Raw genomic sequence first — 17,422 nt, 5'->3', positions numbered from 1 at the left:
TAAATATTGGCGGTGAAAATGTGAATCAATAATATACGAAATCTATTTCAATAGTTGAATAAATATTAGGAGGAACACATAGATGCTAAAAAATATAGATAAAGAAAGCTGGATTATAGAAGCAACGATCTCAGATATGCAGGAAGCCATGGAGCAGGGATGGGTCAGCTCTGAAGAAATAACGCAGTTATATATAGATCGGATAAACAAGTATGATCCAAAACTTCGTTCGATTCTTGAAATAAATCCTGATGCCGCTGAGATCGCTAGAAGGTTGGATGCAGAACGCCGGGAGCAAGGCAGTCGAGGAAAGTTACATGGAATTCCAATCCTACTGAAAGATAATATTGATACGGGAGACCGGATGCATACGAGTGCAGGATCTTTAGCCTTAGCCGATTCATATGCATCAGAAGATTCCTTTGTTGCTGAGAAGCTTAGGTCTGCAGGCGCCGTATTGCTCGGAAAAGCTAACATGACGGAATGGGCTAACTCCATGTCATCGACCATGTGGGCAGGTTACAGCTCAAGAGGAGGGCTTGTGCTCAATCCGTATGGACCGGGAGAAGTATTTATTGGTGGGTCAAGCTCTGGCTCTGCAGCTGCAACAGCAGCCAACTTATGCGCAGCATCCATCGGTACCGAAACCTCTGGTTCAATTATAAGGCCATCTAGTCAGACTTGTCTTGTTGGTATAAAGCCTACCGTTGGTTTAGTGAGTCGCAGCGGAATTATTCCAATTACGTACACTCAGGATTCTCCTGGTCCCATGACGAGAACGGTCGAAGATGCAGCGATTATTCTGAGTGCTTTAACTGGAGTAGACGAGAGAGACGAGAAGACAATTGCTAGTGCTGAACATGTGAATCAAGACTACACCCAATTTTTAGACAAGGACTATCTAAAGAAAGCAAGAATTGGTATTCCCCGGCACTACTATAAGGACCTAGATAAAGATAGACTAGAAGTCATAGAGGCAGCTATTGAAGTCATGAAAGAGCAGGGAGCGACAATCATCGATCCCGTTGATCTATCTAGCCAAGAAACATCATGGGACTTTCATGTTCTCCGTTATGAGTTCAAAAAGTATTTGAATGACTACTTAAGTAAGCTGGATGTTTCCATTCCTGTTCATTCGTTGGCTGATGTCATCGCTTTTAATAATAAACATGCGGAACAGACTTTAAAATACGGACAGGATGTCCTCATGAAGTGTGAAGAGACTAGTGGTACCCTTACGGAGCAGGAATACCTTGATAGTGTTCAGCGGAACTTAGAACTTGCTGGCAAACAAGGAATTGATTACGTTCTTCGGGAGCATCAATTAGATGCCCTTATGTTCTTAGGTGATGAAGATTGTAATGATCTGGCTGCACGACTTGGTTACCCATCCATCACCGTACCAGGTGGATATGCCAAAGATGGTGTTATTGCACCGGGAGGGTATAATACGAAAGGACCGCAGGGGGTTACATTTGTGAGTACAGCCTTCAGTGAACCTACCCTGTTCAAAATAGCTTACGGTTATGAGCAGGCTACCCTATTTCGCCAACCTCCGATAATGGACGATTTGTGTCATGAGTCGAATAATGGGGAATAGTTGTAGAGAACCATTTTGGATTGCTTCATGGAATGGAACGCATAAGATGAAAGGGCGGTAATCGAATGACACGCAATTTACAACACGTGCCTTACGGGTATGAGCCACCTAAAGAAGGGGTTAAAGGATCACTGATCTTTTATGATACATTTGAGAACATCCAGGAGTCAGACTTACAAGTAGCTCTTGATCTACTTGATAACTTATCCTTTAAGAAACTCATTCTGTATCCGCTTCATGAGGAAACGGTGAAACGAATGTCTAAAGAACCATCCAGCGCGTTTCATAAGCGTGAGAAGCCGCTTGGGTACTGGGTGGAAGAGATTGGTCGTTCCGATGTGATCGTTGAATCCTGGGAAGGAAAAAGAAAGAAGTACACACCGATCGATGCGGCTCTGCGTCATCTTACGGAGAAATATCCAGCCCCTCATTTTCTTTTTATGTCACCAGAAATGGCTAATGCTTTTGCTTCCTTCTCGTCATTCGAAGAATGGATTGTAAAGCTTAGGTTAATCCTCACTTCGAATCCAGATCATCCTCATCCTAGACTGGATAAATTCAGTCATCGCTGGGATACTGTAGCGACAAAGTAAGCATAAGAATTATACGTGGAATATGTGAGATAACAATGAATGTAAAGAGAGCTGGTACCGATCAAAAATCGGTTACCAGCTCTTTTTAGTGTAAATTAGGTTAATAAGACTGAATTTCGATAATAATATTCACTTTATGATATTCTGCTATTTACAATAGTGTGTGTCGTACAGTATATTGGATCCAGGAGTTGATCATATGGCTGACGTGAATGAAATCATCAATGGATTAATGCAGGAATTAAGACGCGGAACCATTATTTTGGGTGTACTAAGCCAGTTGTCTGAGCCGCAATATGGCTACTCCCTTGTCACAGTGCTTGAGGAGAAGGGGATAAATGTAGATCCTGGAACGCTGTATCCACTTCTTCGGAGATTGGAGAAACAAGAGTTGCTTCAAAGTCAGTGGGACACCAATGACACAAGACCGAGGAAATATTACTCTCTTTCTCCGTTAGGCAAGGAAGTTTATGAACAACTTTGTGTGGAATGGAGAAGCTTGATTGGAAGTCTTGAAGGCTTGATTGATCATGGAGGAGGTTAATTAATGGATCTGGTGAAGAAGTACGTTTATGCGGTAACTCAGAAACTTCCCGAACAACAAAGATCAGATATCGAGCAGGAATTAACTGGCTTGATTGAAGATATGCTGGAGCAGAGAGTTGGGGATGGAACCATTCGTGAAAATGATGTGGAAGAAGTACTGATCGAGCTTGGTGATCCTTCAGAATTAGCAGCAAAGTATAGAGGGAAAGAGCGTTATTTGATCAGTCCGGAGATGTTCGATCCTTTTGTAACCGTTATGAAAGTGGTTCTTGTTTCAATTGCTATAGCGATAAGTGTAGCTTCAATCATTGAATTGATTTTGAACCCGACTGAAATTATGAAGCAGTTCGCGGAATATGTAGTAACTTTATTGACAGCATGTATCCAAGGCTTCGCGTGGGTAACCATCATCTTTGCATTGGTAGAATGGAAGGGAGGCCGCAGTTCCAAACGTACATTAAATACGAAGAAATCATGGAGTCCATCTGATTTGCCACCTATCCCCAATCCAAGAACTCTTATTAAAGTAAGTGAGCCGATCTTCGGGATTATCATTTCGATCTTATCTTTAGTTTTATTTACTTTTGCATTAAATTTAGTCGGTGTACACAGATACAATGATGATTTGTACTGGGTAATACCCGTCTTTAATGAGGAAGTATTTAGTAAATACATTCCGTTTATTTGGGTGATTACTGCGATTGCAATCCTTAGAGATTGTTTGAAAATGATGACGAGAAAGTGGACCCCTGAAATTGTTATCTCCCATCTCTTTTTCAATATCACGTCTCTGATTCTTATATTTGTGATGTTCTCTAATCCGTCCATTTGGAATGCTGATTTTATGAACCAATTAGAACATGCAGGGTTGATCAGAATGGGAAGTGAAGCGTATCAGACTGTGATGACCATATGGAATAACACAACAAAAGGTGGATTGATCATTATAATTGCGATCATAACCATTATCGATTCTGTAAGTGTGGGGATGAAACTGTATAGGAAATAGACTAAATGTAAACCTACTTTTTATTCTATTAATATAAGAAAAGCAGTACCAACGCTAAATAAGTGTTGGTACTGCCCTATAGAGTGACATTCAACTTTGTTAATTAGAACGTGCTTGCTACCTTAACAGCCTTTTCAAGCCCTCTAGTAATAATCTCTTCTGCCTTATTAGGGAATTGATTGTGTCCTTCAATCACAATAGTCTCCAGATTTTTGACACCGAAGAAATTCATCATACTTGTTACATATTTAACAGCCATTTCCACTTTAGCTTGTGGTCCCTCAGAGTATATACCGCCGCTTGCGTTTAGTAATATTATTTTTTTATTCTCAATAAGACCTACTGGACCTTGAGGTGTATATTTAAACGTTTTGCCCGCACGGTTTAAGTAATCAATATATGTGTGTAGTACAGCAGGAATTGTTAAATTCCATAAGGGGAATCCAAATACAACTTTATCGGCAGCTAGAAAGGGATCTAAATATTTATCAGCAACTGCAACTGCCTTGGCTTCTTCTGTCGTTAAATCCATTCCTCTACTAGACTTAAATGTACCATTAATCATGTCTACTCCTACGTATGGTAATTCCTCATTGTATAAATCCAGCTCCATCACTGAATCATTTGGATGTGATTCTTTATAACTCCTTAAGAAAGTTTCATATAATCTAACACTAACCGATTGATCCGCTGGTCGATTGTTTGCTTTTACAAATAAAATGGTTGTCATTCTTTGTTCCTCCTGTAGTTTCCTCTATGTTGTTAATTCTTTTGATCTCTCATGAAGGGTAATAATAATCTTTATAGTAACTTTTTAAAGCTATACTCCATTTCACCGGCCATAGATTCAGGAGTATCACCAGTTTCTCTGAAATCATGTGTATAAATTTGTTCAAACGGGCCAAAGTTTACTTGCTTATAAAATTCAAAACAAGGAAACCCATCATGTGTCCCTTGCATTTTGACAGTACCGTCTTTTGTTACTTGTACGTTTAATAGGTAGTCTACAGGAGGTGCATAATCATTTAATGGATTGCTAGCACTTGCACTCATTTGAAATTTAACATCATCAGATCCCCATATAAGATCTGTGCATAAAATACCTTCAGTACTAGCTTTTCCTGTTTTTGTATGAACAGAATCATCAGTTGAAATGACTTTTTTCGTTGTTATACCCGTATTTTTATAAGTGAATATTTCTTTTTTATGAAAATCTATTATAACTTCTTGTTCAATTCTGGATCGCATAGTGTTGACTGTATATGCAGTGAATTCTCGTGAGTCACCTTCAAATTGAACTACGTTTCCTGTTTCTAAATCTTTTGTAGGATCAGTCCAAGCCATTGGAATAAATACACTTGCTCTAACTTTAACGACATTATTCATGTGATACACCTCTATTTTAAAATTTAGTTTGGCTAATTATATTGATCTATTGTGCATCTGCGGTAACAAGAATGAACATAGTCAACTTGATTGACCATGTTCTGCATAGTACAATGTATCTCAAATAAAGTCAACTTAATTGACTTTATTTGAGGAGGTTTTATATATGGATCAGGAAATATTTAGTGAGTTGGATCTTACATCACTTTTATCATTGTCCTTTAGTACGTCTATTCATGAACTACATGATAGATTGTCTGAGTTGGGATTTGGAGATATTAGACCGGTGCATGGTTTTATGTTTAAATGTATTACTCATAACGGAGCAACAGGGATAGAACTAGCTGAATATTTAGGAATTACAAAGCAAGCTGTAAGTAAAATGGTGGATTATCTTGAGCAAAGTGGGTATGTAACACGCAGATCTCATCCCACTGATAAGAGAGGGAAAATTATTGTATTGACCGAACGAGGCTGGTTAGTCGTGAAGGCTAAAGAGAAGATATTAAATGAGATTGAGCAACGATGGATTGAAAATATAGGTCTTGAACGTATGCAAATGCTTAAAGAAGATCTAACAAAACTAGTTTTTGAAGCGAATAATGGTAAATTATCAGCAAGATTAAGACCAGTTTGGTAATTATGTTATTTAGTTCTGAAAAAGAGGAAGATTGTGGTATTAAACAAGAATAGGGGAACCCTCAACTTGCTTAATAAGGGTTCCCTCATATTAACGCATTTGTATATACTTAAACCAATTCATTTCGTCTTCGAAGATATAAATACAGGATGACGCAGGTAGCTGAGCACAGAAGAGCAAGAAATCCGATAAATCCATAGCCTGCTTGAAGACCTATAATAGAGCTGTCCGCTTCGCCATAACCTTGGAACAGAGAACGAACCCCGTCAATAATTACACCAATGAGCAAATTACCTATAACACTCGCTATTCCCATCAATGTAACTGTAAATGTAATTGCCGAATCCGTACTGCTGGGATAACGTTTTGCGAGCAGTGCCATAACAGTAGGATAGATCGGTGCAATTCCGATACCAGCGACAGCGAATAGAATGGCACCTTTTTGTCCGACGAAAATAGCTATAAGTGTGCATATTCCTGAAAAAGCGGAGAATAGCATGATGGATACGGTATAACCAATTCGATCTGTTATCGGTCCGACAAATAATCGAGATAACATGAAGAAGAGAAAGAATATGGAGAGCATACTTGAAGCTGAGTCGATGGACCAGCCATATGCTTTTTCTAAGTAATAAACAAGCCAGCCCCCTACAGCCATCTCCGACACAACCCCGAAAGACAAGACGGCAACAATGAGCCACGCAATCTTATCCTTAAAGAAGTGTTTAAGTGGGATCCGTTCACCAGCCATTTGTTCATCCCCTGGGAACTTTCCGATTACAGAAGGGATAATTGGAAGTAGTGACAGAGATAGCATGATGAGATACATTCCTCGCCAACCAAGCTCACCGCCAAATACATTCCAACCCATCATGGATGATGCGATAATTGGCGCAACGGTAGAACTAAGACCATAAAAGAAGTGGGACAAGTTCATCATCGTGCCTGTGTTTTTTGTGAAGATTCGGGCAGCCATGATCGCAAGCCCGATTTCCAACATTCCGTTGCCTATGTACATAAGAAAATAAGATGCAGATAAGAAGGCGTAGTTAGTAGACAAATACATGAGTATACCGGATATAGCCATTGAACTAAAGGCTAATATCCCAGTCCACTTCACTCCGATTCGTGATGATAAAATGCCAGTGAATGAACAAGCGATCAAATAGCCTAATGAATTAAAAGCAAGTAGTAATCCAAGCTGCATTTCATCAAGTTGAAATTCGGATTGCATTCTAGGAATAGCCGGACCTTTAATATTCTCAGAGAATCCAAAGATAAGAAATCCTCCAAATACAACGAGCAGCAGAATAAAGTAGTTCCATTTTGGATGAGCAAGTTTTTTGATCTTAGATGAATTTTGCAATCCGTAATCCCTCCGAGATGTTTACATTTGATGTTGCATCCATAATACTACTTCATTCTTAGAGCAATAAGAATAATATTTCTGTAACTTTAGGAAGAGAATATGAATGAGAACAACAATAAAGATGGATTGCAAGGAATTAAACAAAAAATATTTGACGAAAATGTGGCTTAAATGTGTCTAAAATATGTACAAAGGTGGTATAATAAGGTAAGATGTTTTGTAAGCACTTACATTATGATGGTCAATACACAGATAGGAGCGGATTTAATATGAACTATCAGATCAAATATGCCACTCGTATGAAAGAAGTTATTTTCTTATCCTTATTATTCAGCATTGTTATGTTTCAAATCGGTGTTTGGACGCAGCAGTCATATCCAGTATTGTTTTATGCTCAGATGCTTGTGAACTTGGTGATGGTCACAGCACTGGTCATCGAATTTTACGCTAGAATGGTAAAACGTCGTGTTGAAATTCAGAATGATACAAGTACGATCAGAATACATGAAGAGACCATAAGAGCAGAAGACGTTGAAGTTATTCGCGTTTCTGGTTGCCGGAGTGCAGCATTTAGCTTTAAGCTGAAAGGAAAGAAGAGTCCAAGAGTTGCTAGTAACTTCAAATTCATGGATTCTAATTGTGAAGGAATTCGTGAAATTATACGCTGGGCAGAGCGTCATAATATTGAAGTCATAAAGATTGGACCACAATCGTCGATGACGCGGATCTGAGTTTTCTATAGTAATACTAAATTAATAATTACAGGTAGAAGAAACCGCATGAACATTCAGTTCATGCGGTTTTTAATATGTTTATGAGTCCACGGATCGCTCAATATGTTCTTCAAACCAGCGTACAATATGACGAAGTCTTCTTACACGAAGGTGCGGATGACCACTTCTGGATAAATTGTGATCGGCTCCAGGAAATCGAATGAGTTGGGTTTCTTTATGAAGGCGCTTTAGGGCGATAAACAGCTGTTCGCCTTGCTCAATTGGACATCTCAAATCTTGTTCACCATGAAGAATAAGCAGAGGGGTGTGAACGTTATTCACATAAGCAAGAGGTGAATGCTTCCAAAGTTTCTCCAAATGATCCCAAGGGTTACCCCAAATCTGATCTTCTGTGAAATAATATCCGATATCGCTTATGCCATAAAAGGAGATCCAGTTAGAAATCGATCGCTGCGTGACCGCTGCTTTAAAGCGATCTGTATGCCCGACAATCCAGTTGGTCATAAACCCACCATAGCTTCCGCCGGTTACCCCTAAACGTGATTCATCGATATATGAGTAAGTCTTTAATACATAATCTACGGCTTCCATGAGATCTTGATAATCTCGTCCTCCGTAATCGCCGCGTACCGTGTTTACATGAACCTGTCCATAGCCGTGACCTCCACGAGGATTCGTATAGAATACAGCATATCCAGATGCAGCAAGCAATTGGAACTCCTGCATGAAAGTGTGACCGTACATCGCTTGTGGTCCACCATGGATTTCTAACACGGCTGGAACTTTGGAGCCTTCAACAATTTGAGTTGGTTTTATGATCCATCCGTGAATCGGCCAACCGTCAGAAGTTTCAAAAGTGAATTCTTCGGGTTCACTTAGTTGAAGTTCATCTAACAAGGATTCATTCCACCGGGTTAGTCTACTTTCTTCCCCACGATTACGATTGTATGTAAAAAGATCACCGGGTTGCATAGGATCAGCAGCAGCAAATATCAGATTCTCCTCAGAGGTAAGTGCGAACTGGTAGACCTCTCGATCACCGCTGATCATAACTTGATGCTCTGATCCGTCAAGTGAGAATCGACCAATATGCACACTACCATTTCGGCTGAGTTGTACATAAACCGATTTCTGATCCTTACTGAACTGCGGTGGAGTCCCGGCTCCAGACCTCATATCACTCACACAGCTATGTCCCAGCTGAATATCTAGTTCATCAAACAGTACTTGATATGAACAATCGTTTACTGAGATTAAGTAGATTCTAGTCAGTGTTGCAAATCCATGTGATAAGTCATCAGCCAGCATGAGTACAGATTGTCCATCGGGTGTGTAAGAAATAAAGTCAATGGCGAGGGATCCGTCTGTTAGCTGCTTCTTTGACTTATTGATCAGATCTAGAGTGAATAGATCATTCGTCAGCCTAAGGTCTGGATCAGGATAATGATCAGATGAAGATGCAGTGGTGAAAGCAATCTCTAGTCCATCTGGAGACCACGCGAAAGAGCCTACATCATAAGCGCCTTCTGTAAGCTGAGTGCTTTCCGTATCCGTTAGGTCGAATAGAAACAAATGACTTCGACGACCATTCCATAAACCTCCACCGTCTGATTTGAACTTCATACGATCCACAATTACCTCTTCGGGTAATTGTGGTGTGTCGTTCCTCTCAACATCTAGCTCCGAAGAAAGTTCACTTACAGCTTCCGATTTGATAAGTAGATAAGAGCCGTCAGGAGACCATTTAAATGTGCTCACCCCATATTTGTAATCCGTCATAGCATGAGCTTCACCTCCATGAGCCGGCATGATCCACACTTGACTTACACCTTCCTTACGACGAAGAAAAGCGAGTTGAGATCCGTCAGGAGACCATGCAGGTGCGGTATCCTGTTCTCCTGTTGTAAAAGGAATATCGTGAGTCCCATCCGCATTCATCAATCGGATATGGGAATGGTATCCGTCATGTTTATCATTTACTTTCCTTAAGACGTAGGCGACGGCACCGTTCTCAGGAGAAACGACAGGATCATTCACCCACTGTATTTGGTACAAGTCTTCGGCAGTGATCGCGCGTTTATCATTCATGTTGTTATTCCCCCTAGTTCATAGTGTTGAACATGATTATATACCACATTATCCCAGATAAAACTTTTAAAATCTATCAATTACAAAGAAAAAACCATTTGCTTAATCAGCAGCTGGTTAATAATTAGTCCCTTGACCTGAAATGCGTTTCATACATTATGCTTGGATGGTGAAAAAGAGTCACCAAAGGAGGAAATGAAATGAATGAGTCTAAAAAAATGATCTTTTTTGATATAGATGGCACCTTGCTAGATCATGATAAAAATATACCACCTTCCACTAAAGCTTCCATAAAGGAGTTAAAGGCGAATGGTCATGAGGTTGCGATTGCAACGGGCAGATCTCCTTTTCTGTTCAAAGATCTCTTAGAAGAACTTGAAATTGATTCTTATGTCAGCATGAATGGGCAGTATGTGGTGTACAAGGGAGAAGTCATTTATACACATCCTATTCCTTCTGAAGTGCTTCAGTCGTTGACTGCATTTGCTGTTCGTTCAGACCAACCGATTCTTTATGTCAGTGAAGAGCATATGAGAATGAATGTGGCCAAACATATACGTGTAGATTCAAGTTACGGTCCTTTGAAGATTGAGATGCCAGAATATGATCCACATTATTATATGAATAGAGAGATATATCAGGCGATTGTATTTTGTACCGAGCAAGAACAGGTCTTATACGAACAGGAATATAAGGATATACTTCGTTTTGTGCGCTGGGATGAGTTTGCTACAGACGTCCTACCGCTCGGAGGCTCTAAAGCCGCAGGAATTGAGCATCTGATCAATCATCTTGGGATTAACCGCAAAAAGGTTGTAGCCTTTGGAGATCATTACAATGATCTTGAAATGCTGCAGTTTGTTGGACACGGTGTAGCGATGGGGAATGCACAACCGGAGGTTAAAGAAGTAGCAAAATATATAACGAGTGATGTTGATCAAGATGGGATCATGAGAGGGCTTATGCAGCTTAATTTAATCTCCTCTGCAGGGATGTCTGCGGTATAGAACTACGCTATCATCCTTTTGACATGTTATATTAAGTGAATAATGAAGGATGAAGGAGAATAAATCCATGAATAGCGATTTTATAGCCTATTGTTTGTCCAAAAAGGGAGCAATTGAAGACTACCCGTTCGGCCCAGAACCGCTTGTGATAAAGGTTGGAGGGAAGATGTTTGCATTGATCTCCAAATCGGAAAATAAGCAAATATCGAGCATATCCCTAAAGTGTGATCCTCTTATTGCTGAGAACCTGCGAGAGCAACACAGCGCAGTACAGCCAGGTTATCACCTAAATAAAAAACATTGGAATACCGTTACTATAGATGGTTCATTAACAGATTCTGACCTTCACGATATGATCAATCATTCTTATGATCTGGTGGTTAAGAGCTTGCCTAAATCGATCCGGGTTACAATAAGCGAAGACAAAGTGTCCTCAGCCACAATCTCCGAGGATAAAGAATGAAAAATACGATTACCGATATAGCCAAGATTGCAGGGGTGGCAAAAAGCACGGTATCCCGTTATTTAAATGGGGGATCCGTTAGTGACGCTACCCGTAGAAAGCTTGATCAAGTGATTCAAGAAACAGGATATACTCCCAATACATTTGCTCAAAGCCTAAAAGCGAAAAAGACGAATATGATTGGAGCCATCGTTCCGAGGCTTGATTCATTCTCTGCCTCTCAATCGGTTACCGGCCTTGATGAAGAGCTTAGGTCTCAGGGCTACCAGCTGCTCATTGTAAATACAAGCCAAGATTTAATCCGTGAAATAGAAGCACTATATGATCTGGCCAGACAGAAAATTTCGGGTATTATTCTATTTGCTACACATGTCACAGAAGCTCATTTGACAGCGATTCAAGAAATAGAGGTTCCGGTTATCCTTCTTGGTCAACAACATCCGGATGTTCATAGCATGGTGTATGACGATTATGGCGCAGGTTATGATGTGGGTCAGTATATCTTGAATAAAGGACATAAGCAGATCGCTTATCTTGGTGTCACTGAGAAAGATGTAGCCGTTGGTGTTCATCGAAAACAAGGTTTTCAAGATGCTATCCACGAACGAGATGATGTTGTTGTGAATTTTTATGAGAGTGGCTTTAAAATGTCAGATGCCGTTATAGCAGCCTCATCCATTCTAGATCAAAGTAACCCATCTATAATTGTATGTGCTACGGATAACATTGCACTGGGTGTCATGAAGGCTGCTTACATGAAAGGAATAAGGATTCCTGAGCGGTTATCCGTTACTGGATTCGGCGGTTATGACGTTACTGAAGTGATTCATCCAAGTCTTACAACGGTTAAATATGGTTATTCACAGTCAGGTCGATTGGCTGCATTAAATATCATAAAACTCGTGAGAGAAGAATCTGTGCAACCATTAACAATTCTTGGGTATGATTTTATGGATCGTGAAAGTGTTGACAGCGTTTGAAATAATCATTTATACTAAATGCGGAACCGGTTCCAAAAAAGACATCAAAAGCTTATTGGAACTGAGTTCATTTTTTTACTCATGAATGGAACCGGTTCCGTTATATCTGTTTTTTGAAGTTAGAATAGTAATAATTCTTTGTAAAGGAGAAGAGAGATGAACAGAGAACAGAAGTATCGGCTTCTCACACAGGCTTCTCCCGAAGAGATGGCCGCTTTAACCGATTTGGTTGCACGAAGTCCATGGCGTCAAAAATTCCATGTTCAGCCTGCAACCGGACTGTTGAATGATCCCAATGGATTTTGTTTCTATGCAGGAGAGTATCATCTCTTCTATCAATGGTTTCCACTCGGGACGTATCATGGAATGAAATACTGGTATCATACCAAGTCCAAGGATCTCGTGCATTGGCATAATGAAGGTATCGCCATTGCTCCCGGTGATCCTCTTGATTCCCATGGTGCCTACTCGGGAAGTGGGATTGTTAAAGATAACAAGCTTTACTTGATGTACACAGGTAATACGCGGGATCAAGACTGGAACAGACAACCTTATCAATGCTTAGCCACTATGGATGAAAGCGGTTTAGTTAAGAAAAGAAGCGAACCCCTTATAGCTAATATTCCACAAGGATATACAGATCATTTTCGAGATCCGAAGGTATGGAAAGACGAAGACATGTATCGCTGTGTAATTGGTGCCCAAAGGCAAGACCTTACAGGAGCTGCGGTCGTATACGAATCGCCTGACCTTATAAAGTGGCAGCTCCGAGGAGAGATAAAGACAGGATTGAACGGTTTCGGTTATATGTGGGAATGTCCAGATTATTATGAATTGGATGGAAATGGTGTACTCATCTTCTCACCTCAAGGATTGGATCCAGAGGGAGAGCGTTATCACAATATATACCAATCAGGATATGTAATAGGAAGGCCGCTGAACCGAGATACATTGGAGTTTGATCATGGAAATTTTGATGAGCTCGATCGTGGATTTGATTTCTATGCTCCTCAGACGATGGAGGATGAGAAGGGACGCCGGATTCTGGTCGCATGGATGGGACAGCCTGAAGTTGACTACCCAACGGATTCGCATGGATGGGCTCACTGTCTTACCATCCCAAGAGAACTCAAAATCGACCAGGGTCAGGTAATACAGCAGCCAGTTCCAGAACTCCAGCTCCTACGGGGACAACCTATGGAGATAGAGGACAAGATTACGAGTGAAGTTCGTACCTATAAGGGACTCACCGGAACTTGTTACGAAATGATATGTGAATTTCATGATATAAAGGCGGATGTTGTAGGGATTGCAATTCGTGCTAGTGAGCATGAACAGACGGTGATTAAATATGACAGGAAGCGCAGCGCACTAACGCTGGATCGATCCGCATCCGGTGAACCTGTTGGTCAAGAATATGGAATGACTAGATCGTGTCATATGGATGGAGAGCAGCTAAAACTTCATCTCTTTGTAGATATATCCTCAGTGGAGTTATTTGTTAATGATGGGTCAGCCGTGTTTACGAGTAGAATCTTTCCGCAGCCTGGAAGTGAGGGAATACGTGTGTTCACCGAGGGAGGCAGTGCTGATATAGCAGTAACGAAGTGGGATCTTGAACAAGCCGTAGACTTAAAGAAAGGGGAGTATTAAGATGGCGGACAATCGGGAAATCGCAAAATCAGTAGTGGAGGCAATCGGTGGGAGGGAGAACATCGCTTCTTTCGCTCACTGTGCAACTAGACTCCGTATCATGGTGCATGATAAGGAGAAGATTGACCAGAAGAAAGTGGAGAATATCGATAAGGTTAAAGGTGCATTTTTCAACTCAGGTCAGTATCAGATCATCTTCGGTACAGGTACGGTCAATCAAATATTTGAAGCCGTTGAAAACCTAGGGCTTGAGAGTACAAGTAAAGATGAGTTGAAGAAGGAATCAAAAAAATCAGGCAATGCTTTTCAACGGGCCATTCGTACATTTGGTGATGTGTTCGTGCCAATTATTCCCGTATTGGTCGCAACAGGGCTATTCATGGGGCTTAGGGGGCTACTGACACAAGAACAAATGCTTGCTTGGTTTGGTGCAACCCCAGCAGATATTTCTCCTAATTTCCTATTATTCACTCAGGTGCTCACAGATACGGCGTTCGCCTTTCTACCTGCGCTAGTGGCATGGTCTGCCTTCAGGGTTTTTGGAGGTAGTCCAGTTCTAGGGATTGTGCTCGGATTAATGCTTGTTAATCCTGCTCTTCCAAATGCTTATGAAGTAGCTAATGGTTCATCAGAAGCACTTATTTTCCTTGGATTCATACCTGTTGTAGGTTACCAGGGGTCCGTGCTTCCCGCTTTTTTCATGGGACTCATAGGGGCAAAGTTTGAACGTTTTCTTAGAAAAAGAATTCCGGAAGCGCTGGATCTAATCGTAACTCCATTCCTAACACTTGTGGTTATGATTGCGCTTGGACTATTTGCCATTGGTCCGGTATTTCACTCGGTTGAAGAGGTTGTTCTAAATGCAACGACTTACTTGCTAGAGCTTCCATTTGGACTGGCGGGGCTTATCATTGGCTTCTTTAATCAGATCATTGTGGTCACCGGTGTGCACCATATCTTTAATTTTCTAGAAATTCAGTTGCTAGAGCGTACGGGTGCTAATCCATTTAATGCGATTGTCACAAGTGCAATGGCTGCTCAAGGGGCAGCTTGCCTAGCTGTGGGCTTGAAGACCAAGAATAAGAAGCTAAAGGCGCTTTCTCTTCCATCGTCATTCTCTGCTTTTCTAGGTATTTCAGAGCCGGCTATTTTCGGGGTTAATCTTCGATATGTCAAACCATTTGTGATGGGGCTTATCGGTGGTGGTGTTGGTGGTTTTATGGCTTCTTTGTTACAGTTAAAAGCGACAGGCATGGCTGTAACAGTTATACCAGGAACGCTCTTGTACTTGAACAGTCAGCTCCCACTTTATATTTTGTGTAACTTAGTCGCGATGGGTGTTGCGTTCACATTAACTTGGTTCTTTGGATTTAATGATCGAATGCTGAATGACCTTGCTAACAAAAAATAGATTTTTTCTGCCTGAGAACATTGTATAATGATGGACAAGAAGCTGAATAGCGAGGAGTCATACATCAATGTTTAGAGGGTGGAAATTGTCTGTACTCGGGATAATCGTTGTAGGGATCACGGCTGCGGTCGCTCCGCAGTTCGGTCTGATCGATTATGGCCGGTCTATTTCAATGTTTATATTGTTCGTTCTATTTATAGGAGCGCTTGAATTGATGGAACACTTGAGGAATCGTAGAAAAAAAGATTCGTAAATCACATCAGGAAATTCAGGTGCACCTTACTTCAAAACGTGATATATTAAAAAAAACTACTATGTGTAACTGGCGTAACATGGAATACCATGAGGGAGCACATAGATAACAGCCGTACGCCTGGGCAGAGGTAAAGCGATTCTAATCAGAATCGCTTTACCTCTTTGTGTTTTATTAACATAAATGTCGAAAGGGCTGATTAGCATGAAGAACGAACCGTTGATTTTGGATGGTAATCAAGTAGCGAGTAATATTAAAGAGGTATTGAAGGATCGTGTAAACCAATTGTTAGAAAAAGGTGTAACACCTTGTCTTGCCACGATTCTTGTTGGGGATGACCCTGCTTCTGAAACATATGTCCGCATGAAAGGTAACGCCTGCAAAAGACTTGGAATTGATTCCAAACGGGTTGTGTTGGAGGCGTCTACTTCTACGGAGGAGTTGATCAACGTTATTCAAGATCTGAATAACGATCCCTCTGTACACGGAATATTGCTGCAGCATCCTGTTCCTCATCATATTGATGAACGTGCTGCATTTGAAGCTATTTCTATCGAAAAAGATGTGGATGGCGTTACAATGCTAGGGTTTGCACAAAATGCATTTGATCAGGCTGCATTTCCTTCATGTACTCCTGCTGCCATTCTAGCTATTATGGACGAATACAAGCTTCCTATGGAAGGAAAGCATGCCGTTGTTGTTGGCAGAAGTCCAATCCTCGGTAAGCCAGTATCCTTGATGCTTCTGAACCGAAATGCTACGGTTACAATCTGTCATTCGAGAACACAGAACCTGGATCAATTGGTCTCTCAAGGGGATATTGTTGTGGCTGCAGTTGGTAAGCCGAACTTTATCCAAGGAGACTGGATTAAGCCAGGTGCCGTGATTATGGATGCAGGCTATAATGAAGGGAACATAGGAGACTGTGATTACGAGGCGTGTTATGAGCGTGCAAGTGCGATAACGCCCGTTCCAGGTGGTGTAGGCCCAGTGACGATTGCAACACTTCTCAAGCATACGGTTGATGCAGCAGAGAAGATTGCTGTGAAGTAATACTAACCATAATGAAAAAGAAGAGAAACAAGAGGCTGTTCCAAAAATAGATTCTTGTTTACGAGGCAGCTCACATGAGTGAAATATGAAGCGAAAAATATAGACATGGTGGAGTCAGGGAGGTTATCCCAGCACCGCCATGTCTTTATTTTGGTCTATTGCCGCCTTCTTCAACAGGTTATGGGCGAGCGAAAGCCATCCGACCTCAAGGCTCACTTTCGACAGGCCTCGAAGCAGAAATCGTCTAAACCCTCGGTTGTTCTTGAATTGCTCAAATACACTTTCCGGTTCCATCATCCTTCGAACTGACAGTGCGTACCCTTTCTCACTTCTAAGTTTCTCACGAGCTTGTTGTTTGTAGCGCAGGTATTCCATGCTTACCGTGATTTCACGATTTCCTTTTGCTTTGGTGCAAGCTTCTTTGAGTGGACAACCTTCACAGCTTTCACTCCGGTAGGGTCGCTTTCGAATCTCGTATCTGCTCTCTGTCTTTTCCTTACTTTCATATCAAAATCTCAGCTTACATCCAGCCACACACGTCCATTCTCTCGGAGTGCCTTGGCGATTTGACGAGAGGAATACATTCGCTGGGTGTAGGCGTAAATAAGGACCTTGTTGAGCATTTTGGGATGGTAGC

18 protein-coding genes, 1 pseudogene and 1 riboswitch are annotated in these 17,422 nt (G+C 41.1%); of the genes and pseudogenes, 13 read left to right on the top strand and 6 right to left on the bottom strand.

The features are described from left to right. Positions 1-82: 82 nt before the first annotated feature. The 4 genes from ACK8P5_RS14885 to ACK8P5_RS14870 all read left to right on the top strand — a co-directional run bounded on the left by ACK8P5_RS14885 (position 83) and on the right by ACK8P5_RS14870 (position 3,748). Positions 83-1,600, top strand: a complete 1,518-nt coding sequence (locus ACK8P5_RS14885; RefSeq protein WP_422657052.1) for an amidase family protein — start codon at positions 83-85, stop codon at positions 1,598-1,600. A 65-nt stretch (positions 1,601-1,665) separates the two neighbouring features. Next, a complete protein-coding gene (locus ACK8P5_RS14880; RefSeq protein ID WP_422657051.1) occupies positions 1,666-2,193 on the top strand; it encodes a hypothetical protein in 528 nt (175 codons plus the stop codon). Positions 2,194-2,392: 199 nt separating this feature from the next. Next, entirely contained in the window at positions 2,393-2,737 is a 345-nt protein-coding gene (locus ACK8P5_RS14875) for a PadR family transcriptional regulator (RefSeq protein ID WP_422657050.1), read from the top strand. A 3-nt stretch (positions 2,738-2,740) separates the two neighbouring features. Further along, complete coding sequence (locus ACK8P5_RS14870) at positions 2,741-3,748, top strand: HAAS signaling domain-containing protein (RefSeq protein WP_422657049.1); 1,008 nt, start codon at positions 2,741-2,743, stop codon at positions 3,746-3,748. Positions 3,749-3,851: 103 nt separating this feature from the next. Here the strand turns inward: ACK8P5_RS14870 and ACK8P5_RS14865 are convergent, their stop codons facing one another. Continuing rightward, a complete protein-coding gene (locus ACK8P5_RS14865; protein WP_422657048.1) occupies positions 3,852-4,478 on the bottom strand; it encodes an FMN-dependent NADH-azoreductase in 627 nt (208 codons plus the stop codon). 71 nt (positions 4,479-4,549) lie between these two features. Further along, entirely contained in the window at positions 4,550-5,134 is a 585-nt protein-coding gene (locus ACK8P5_RS14860; RefSeq protein WP_422657047.1) for a DUF3238 domain-containing protein, read from the bottom strand. Positions 5,135-5,300: 166 nt separating this feature from the next. Here ACK8P5_RS14860 and ACK8P5_RS14855 point away from each other — a divergent pair, with 166 nt between their 5' ends. Next, on the top strand, positions 5,301-5,774 hold the full coding sequence (locus ACK8P5_RS14855) for a MarR family winged helix-turn-helix transcriptional regulator (RefSeq protein WP_422657046.1): 474 nt from the start codon (positions 5,301-5,303) through the stop codon (positions 5,772-5,774). Positions 5,775-5,883: 109 nt separating this feature from the next. Here ACK8P5_RS14855 and ACK8P5_RS14850 read toward each other — a convergent pair whose 3' ends face one another. Beyond that, the gene (locus ACK8P5_RS14850) at positions 5,884-7,140 is read right to left on the bottom strand and encodes an MFS transporter (protein WP_422657045.1); all 1,257 of its coding nucleotides are present in this window, start codon (positions 7,138-7,140) and stop codon (positions 5,884-5,886) included. A gap of 272 nt (positions 7,141-7,412) precedes the next feature. On the opposite strand from ACK8P5_RS14850, the gene ACK8P5_RS14845 reads away from it, so the two are divergent. Further along, positions 7,413-7,874: a hypothetical protein gene (locus ACK8P5_RS14845; RefSeq protein WP_422657044.1), complete on the top strand. Its 462-nt coding sequence runs from the start codon at positions 7,413-7,415 to the stop codon at positions 7,872-7,874. Positions 7,875-7,955: 81 nt separating this feature from the next. Here the strand turns inward: ACK8P5_RS14845 and ACK8P5_RS14840 are convergent, their stop codons facing one another. Further along, entirely contained in the window at positions 7,956-9,965 is a 2,010-nt protein-coding gene (locus tag ACK8P5_RS14840; protein ID WP_422657043.1) for a prolyl oligopeptidase family serine peptidase, read from the bottom strand. A 200-nt stretch (positions 9,966-10,165) separates the two neighbouring features. Here ACK8P5_RS14840 and ACK8P5_RS14835 point away from each other — a divergent pair, with 200 nt between their 5' ends. The 7 genes from ACK8P5_RS14835 (at position 10,166) to ACK8P5_RS14805 (ending at position 16,785) form a co-directional block, all read left to right on the top strand. Continuing rightward, complete coding sequence (locus ACK8P5_RS14835) at positions 10,166-10,972, top strand: Cof-type HAD-IIB family hydrolase (protein ID WP_422657042.1); 807 nt, start codon at positions 10,166-10,168, stop codon at positions 10,970-10,972. Between the two features lie 67 nt (positions 10,973-11,039). After that, positions 11,040-11,435 (top strand): MmcQ/YjbR family DNA-binding protein, encoded by a 396-nt coding sequence (locus ACK8P5_RS14830; protein ID WP_422657041.1) that lies wholly within the window; start codon positions 11,040-11,042, stop codon positions 11,433-11,435. Further along, positions 11,432-12,415 carry a LacI family DNA-binding transcriptional regulator gene (locus tag ACK8P5_RS14825; RefSeq protein WP_422657040.1) on the top strand — a complete coding sequence of 328 codons (984 nt, stop codon included), beginning with the start codon at positions 11,432-11,434 and terminating at the stop codon, positions 12,413-12,415. Before ACK8P5_RS14830 ends, ACK8P5_RS14825 begins: the two co-directional genes overlap by 4 nt. A gap of 156 nt (positions 12,416-12,571) precedes the next feature. Then, entirely contained in the window at positions 12,572-14,068 is a 1,497-nt protein-coding gene (locus tag ACK8P5_RS14820) for a glycoside hydrolase family 32 protein (RefSeq protein WP_422657039.1), read from the top strand. Position 14,069: 1 nt separating this feature from the next. Continuing rightward, the gene (locus tag ACK8P5_RS14815) at positions 14,070-15,479 is read left to right on the top strand and encodes a sucrose-specific PTS transporter subunit IIBC (RefSeq protein WP_422657038.1); all 1,410 of its coding nucleotides are present in this window, start codon (positions 14,070-14,072) and stop codon (positions 15,477-15,479) included. Between the two features lie 67 nt (positions 15,480-15,546). Then, positions 15,547-15,732, top strand: coding sequence for a hypothetical protein (locus tag ACK8P5_RS14810; RefSeq protein ID WP_422657037.1), 186 nt, complete (start codon positions 15,547-15,549; stop codon positions 15,730-15,732). Between the two features lie 55 nt (positions 15,733-15,787). Then, positions 15,788-15,865, top strand: a riboswitch (ZMP/ZTP riboswitch). 71 nt (positions 15,866-15,936) lie between these two features. Then, positions 15,937-16,785, top strand: a complete 849-nt coding sequence (locus ACK8P5_RS14805) for a bifunctional 5,10-methylenetetrahydrofolate dehydrogenase/5,10-methenyltetrahydrofolate cyclohydrolase (RefSeq protein ID WP_422657036.1) — start codon at positions 15,937-15,939, stop codon at positions 16,783-16,785. Positions 16,786-16,908: 123 nt separating this feature from the next. Here ACK8P5_RS14805 and ACK8P5_RS14800 read toward each other — a convergent pair. Both ACK8P5_RS14800 and ACK8P5_RS14795 read right to left on the bottom strand, forming a co-directional pair. Beyond that, positions 16,909-17,328, bottom strand: a pseudogene (locus ACK8P5_RS14800) (transposase); the annotation flags it as partial. Next, a complete protein-coding gene (locus tag ACK8P5_RS14795; RefSeq protein ID WP_422661482.1) occupies positions 17,301-17,408 on the bottom strand; it encodes a hypothetical protein in 108 nt (35 codons plus the stop codon). The gene ACK8P5_RS14795 and the pseudogene ACK8P5_RS14800, both read right to left, overlap by 28 nt. Positions 17,409-17,422: the final 14 nt, after the last annotated feature.

It is taken from the genome of Paenibacillus sp. EC2-1 (assembly GCF_049311625.1).
Classification (GTDB): Bacteria; Bacillota; Bacilli; order Paenibacillales; family Paenibacillaceae; genus Paenibacillus_AQ.
The sequence above is the reverse complement of the archived record's forward strand: the minus strand, read 5'-3'. Positions and strand labels throughout refer to the sequence as shown.